Consider the following 4,540-nt stretch of genomic DNA (forward strand, 5'->3'; position numbering starts at 1 on the left):
ACCACCACACGGTGCATGGTAACCGCTTCGAACATACCGAAGGCCAGCAGCATTTCACGCTGCAAGGCTCGCTGCATATCAAGGCAGGGCAGGCGTGGTTAAGTGAAAGTGGCCGAGAGCTGCACATCAAAGCGGGCCACAAAGTCGTGCTGGAAGCGAGTGATGAACTCACCCTGAATGCCGGGGGTAGCTTCATCAAGCTGGAGGGCGGCGGCATCACCCTGGTAGGCCCCAAGGTACGCATCAACGCAGGCGGCAGCCCAGGCAACGGCACCGGGCAGGCGGTGGCAGGCCCGCTGCTGCCAGGGCATGTGGCGGCGGAAGAAAGTGAGCACGTTATCTTTAAAGCGCCTGCTGCACTGCTCAAGCAGGACTATGTGTTGCACGAAGCAGCACAGTTGGGCGAAGGCGTCTGCGAAGTCTGTAACGCCAAGGAGACCGTGTAATGGTTGAACACGCTACGTGGCTGATGATTGATGGCAAACTCAATCCAAACGCAGTCTCCGCTTTATATGCACCAGGGATGGCAGCAGAAACCATGCTGTTATTAACCGGCACGGCTTATGAGCCGATAGCCGCTTCAGGGCCGCTGCTGGCACGCCTGCCCAACGGCAGCAGGCTGCCTGCTTATTGGCAAGACAATGCCATTCCTCTGCATTTTGCCTGGCAATTTACCAGCACACTTACATCCTATGAGTTGGCAGCCTACTGGCGTCGGCGTTTACTGTTCAACGCCCCTCAGGGCAGAACACTATGGCTTCGCTATGCCGATAGTCGCGTCATTGCTCGTGGTATTGATCACGACGCCTTTCCAAAGGGGTTTTGGCAGGCGATCACATCATTAAGGGTTTCCGCCAAACACAGCGAGTGGGTTCCCCCTGCACCACTTGAGTCGCCCACCTGGGAAGAACCCAAACAGGATTCGCTGGATGCCTTTTTTACCTTCAACGAGCGTCAACTGGCCTCACTATCGCCTGCGGAGACCGTTTCATGAGTGCTACCCAGTGCCCACTGCTGGCCGCGATTATCCCCGTCCGTTATGCCATAGGGCATCAAGGGCTGGAAAGCCCTTGCCTGGAGGGCGTGCCGCTACCTGAGTTGCAAGGCACCCTGGTGACGCTTGATGATAGCGGGGTGGATAGCCTCCCCTTGCGTTATGTTGCGCGTCCCCTGCGTGATGGCTGGTGCTATGTCTGGCTGGAGAACCAGCAGCGGTTGATTGAATATCAGGTCACGGGCGGCGCATTGCAGGAAACCTCACGGGCAGGCGCCCCCATCATGCCCGGCGGAGGGGCCTATTTGTTTCTGCCCTGCGGCCAAACAGCGGCGATCGCCTGGTCGCCGGTGCCCTGGAGTGATGAGCATTACCGTGCGCTGCAAACCGATGGAGAACAACGTCACCTGTTAATGCGCGAATTCATCCCCGCCCAGGCGCCTCACAGTGGGCCGCTGGAATGGGCCGTAGAGATTCCCGAGTTAAACGCGGTGGAGGAAAATGCGTTTGCCTGGAGCAGTGAACCTCAAGTGTCGCTGCCACGCTGGGAATCCATGATGCCAACGCTTACCCAGGCGGAGGTGCAGGCCGTGGCCATTGTGGACGACCCCTGGGGTGTGGTGATGGAGCTTGCCCATCTTCAGCGCCAGGGCCTGGCGCGTCGCGAAGCGTGGTTTGCCCAAGAGGGCGAAGAGCGCACCCTGGCACAGAACATTCTGGCCCTGGTCAAACAGAACCGGGAGGTATGGGCCAAGCTGCCGCACCTGGCCGATCAACCGCGTATCGAAGAGGCCGCCAAACGCTACGATGCGGACATCGAAGCACTGGAGGCACGGCTCGCCACACTGGTAGACGACTGGCAGCGCTGGATGGAGACGTTCTGGCAAGAGAGCAGCCCGGCAACGCTGGCCGCGGCACAGAGCCATTTCGATCCATCGCGCAATGACGACCACGATGCCATGGAAACGCTGTGGAGCGCGGCGCTGTTAGGGGCGACCCACAGCCAGGGGGGCGCCCTGCTGGTGGAACGGATGCTGGACCCCGCCCACGGGCCAACCTTTACCTATAGCGGCCACTCCCTATGGGTCGCGCTGCTCGGTGTGATGAAGCACCTGCAACTGAGCGATGTGCAACGCATGCTCACCCTGCCTGACTCACTGCCAGCACCTGATTGGGAAACCTGGGCGCATAGCGTCAACCAGCTTTCTGTGCAGCTCGGCAGCGGGTTGATGGCCGCCAGGGAGGGCCTGTTTTTAGCCGTGGGCACCACCATAGGGCCGCTGCTTAAAGAGGCCGGTGCCGCGTCGCTCCAGCAAACGCTGGTGGCAGGCTATTTTGCCGCCGCCCTGGCACGCAGCAGCCAAACCCTGACGGCGGAAGCGGTCTCTATCAGGCAAGTGGCCGACTGGCTCAACGAGCCCAGTGCCCGCGTGGCTGGGGCACCCGCCACGTTGTCTTCGCTACGCCCCGAGCTATTTCAGCAGTTGGAAAACCGCCAAATGACCGTACTGCGCCTGGCGGCCAACGAGGCCACAACGCCTGTGCCGCCAAGCGGGCTGTTCTCGCGGGCGCTCACTGAGGCACCGCTGAAGAGTGTATTGGTGCTGCTCAATGGGGCGATGCTAGTCAATGCAGGAATAACCCTCGCACGGGGTGATCGCTCAATTGATACAGGAATATCAATTGGCTCAGGACTCTTCGGCACCGCAACGGCCACAGCAGCCATCTTCCAACACTTTGCCCAGGTCGATGCCCAGGACCTGCGTTTATCCCAAGGAATGTCCACGGTTTGGCGATCTGAATTTGATAAATTCCTAACATCAGGGCAAATCACCAGTGGCGCCCTGGGCATTACCGCGCTATTTGATGTGATCTATTTTGGCCGTTTAGCCTGGGAGCGCTACGGCCAGGGCGACCTGGATTCGGCTACCATTGCCACCGGGATGAGTGCGGCCAGCGCCGGCCAGTCGGCACTGGCCGCCAGGGCCTTTATCCACTATCGCCGTGCCCAGGCGGCACTCCGCACGGGCCAACTGGTGCAGGCCGCCAACGTGGCCTCGCGGGCAGGTAAGCCGGGCTTGATGCTGGGGTTGACGCTGCTGATCATCGCCGGTGCCGTTAGCCTCTACTACACCCGCGAAAACCCGCTGGAGCAGTGGCTGCGCAATACCCGCTTCGGCACCCACCCCGCCGCCTGGGCTGGTGATCTGGAGCAGGAGCTGGATGCACTCTATCGGCTGCTCTATCAGCCACGCCTACGCCTGGAACGCAAACGGGTCTGGAACCATCGCCTCACTACCCAGCATACAGCGGTGTGGCTGTATGTGGAGTTTCCCGCCGCCGAACGCTTCCCCGGTATGTTCACCCTGGAAGCCACCGAGCGCTGGCGGGCGGGCTGGTGGGGCAGTGAGCGGCGCTCAGCGCTGTTAACAGAGCAGGACTTCGAACTGGATATCGGTGGCCGCCACCGCCGCCCGGTGTATCGCAAGGTGTATCACGCCACCCCGGAGGACGAAACCCTGATCAGCCTCTCGGGCACGCTCCACTACCGCCCCTTCCCGGAGCTAACGTTGTCTCCCATCGCCCTGGAGATCAGCTAGGTTATGCAAAGTATAAAAAACACCTTCGCCACCCTCTCACAGCAGCTTGGGCTGGCCGATGAGCTGATGGTACTCTCGCCCAAACGCCGGGCCGCCCGGCAGCCCATGCAACTGGGTGAAGTACAGGAGCAAACCGAGCACTACCTGGACCTTTCCAGCGGCGCCGAAGAAGGCAAGGGCATTTTTACCGGGGTATGGGGGATGGGGACAATCTATATATTCTTGATCATGTCGCCAGTCATCTTTCAAGATTGGGAGGGGGCGCTTTACGTCTTCACTTACACCACTGTACTGGTTGGGATTACTTTTGCTGTCTTTCTGCTTGAAGTCTTCTGGCCCGCCTCCTCTCCCCTGCGTTTTAATCGCCGCACCCGGGAAATCTATTTTCAGGATAAGGGCAAGCTCTACCACGCCCCCTGGGATGAGGCCGTGGCCTGGATGCAGGAGAGCCGCACGGTGACCCAATACACCGGCGCCATGACCGAAACCCCGCTGCAACTGCTGCTACAACGCTATAACCACCCCCAGGATGTGATTGCCCTGCAACTCAATCTGCCCATGGGCCGCACCGCGGAAACCCAGGGCATGTTATGGGAATACTTGCGCTGCTATATGGATAACGGCCCCTGGTTCGATGAACAGGGCAACCCGCTCACCACCTCCAATCGCGAGCAAGCACTGGAAGGGTACCGGCGACGGCAAAAGAAGGCCACATTAGATCTCGAACATTACCGTAAGCTCGTACAGGATGGCATTTTTTCACCGGGGCGGGCAAGAGTGCGGATTTTTGGTGCTGCTTTATTTTACCCATGCTTGTTAATCCGCGATATCACCGCCAAATATGCCCGCCAGCGGGCCGCTACCCACCAGTGGCAGCCGCTGGTTAAAGAACGTTGCCACCCGGATGGTCCCACCACCCGGCTGTATGATCTGGAAGTCGCCAAGG

The 4,540-nt window shown here is 60.0% G+C and carries 4 protein-coding genes; all 4 read left to right on the forward strand.

Annotated features, from left to right (window positions below):
• On the forward strand, nt 1-446 hold a 446-nt coding region (locus HP566_RS18080), incomplete at its 5' end, for a DUF2345 domain-containing protein (RefSeq protein ID WP_249978712.1).
• The gene (locus tag HP566_RS18085) at nt 446-994 is read left to right on the forward strand and encodes a DUF4123 domain-containing protein (protein ID WP_249978713.1); all 549 of its coding nucleotides are present in this window, start codon (nt 446-448) and stop codon (nt 992-994) included. The genes HP566_RS18080 and HP566_RS18085, both read left to right, overlap by 1 nt.
• Nucleotides 991-3,594: a toxin VasX gene (locus tag HP566_RS18090; RefSeq protein WP_249978714.1), complete on the forward strand. Its 2,604-nt coding sequence runs from the start codon at nt 991-993 to the stop codon at nt 3,592-3,594. The genes HP566_RS18085 and HP566_RS18090 overlap by 4 nt, the downstream gene beginning before the upstream one ends.
• Nucleotides 3,595-3,597: 3 nt before the next feature.
• On the forward strand, nt 3,598-4,540 hold a 943-nt coding region (locus tag HP566_RS18095; RefSeq protein WP_249978715.1), incomplete at its 3' end, for a DUF6708 domain-containing protein.

The sequence above is a fragment of the Vreelandella olivaria genome, assembly GCF_023507745.1.
Classification (GTDB): domain Bacteria; phylum Pseudomonadota; class Gammaproteobacteria; order Pseudomonadales; family Halomonadaceae; genus Vreelandella; species Vreelandella olivaria_A.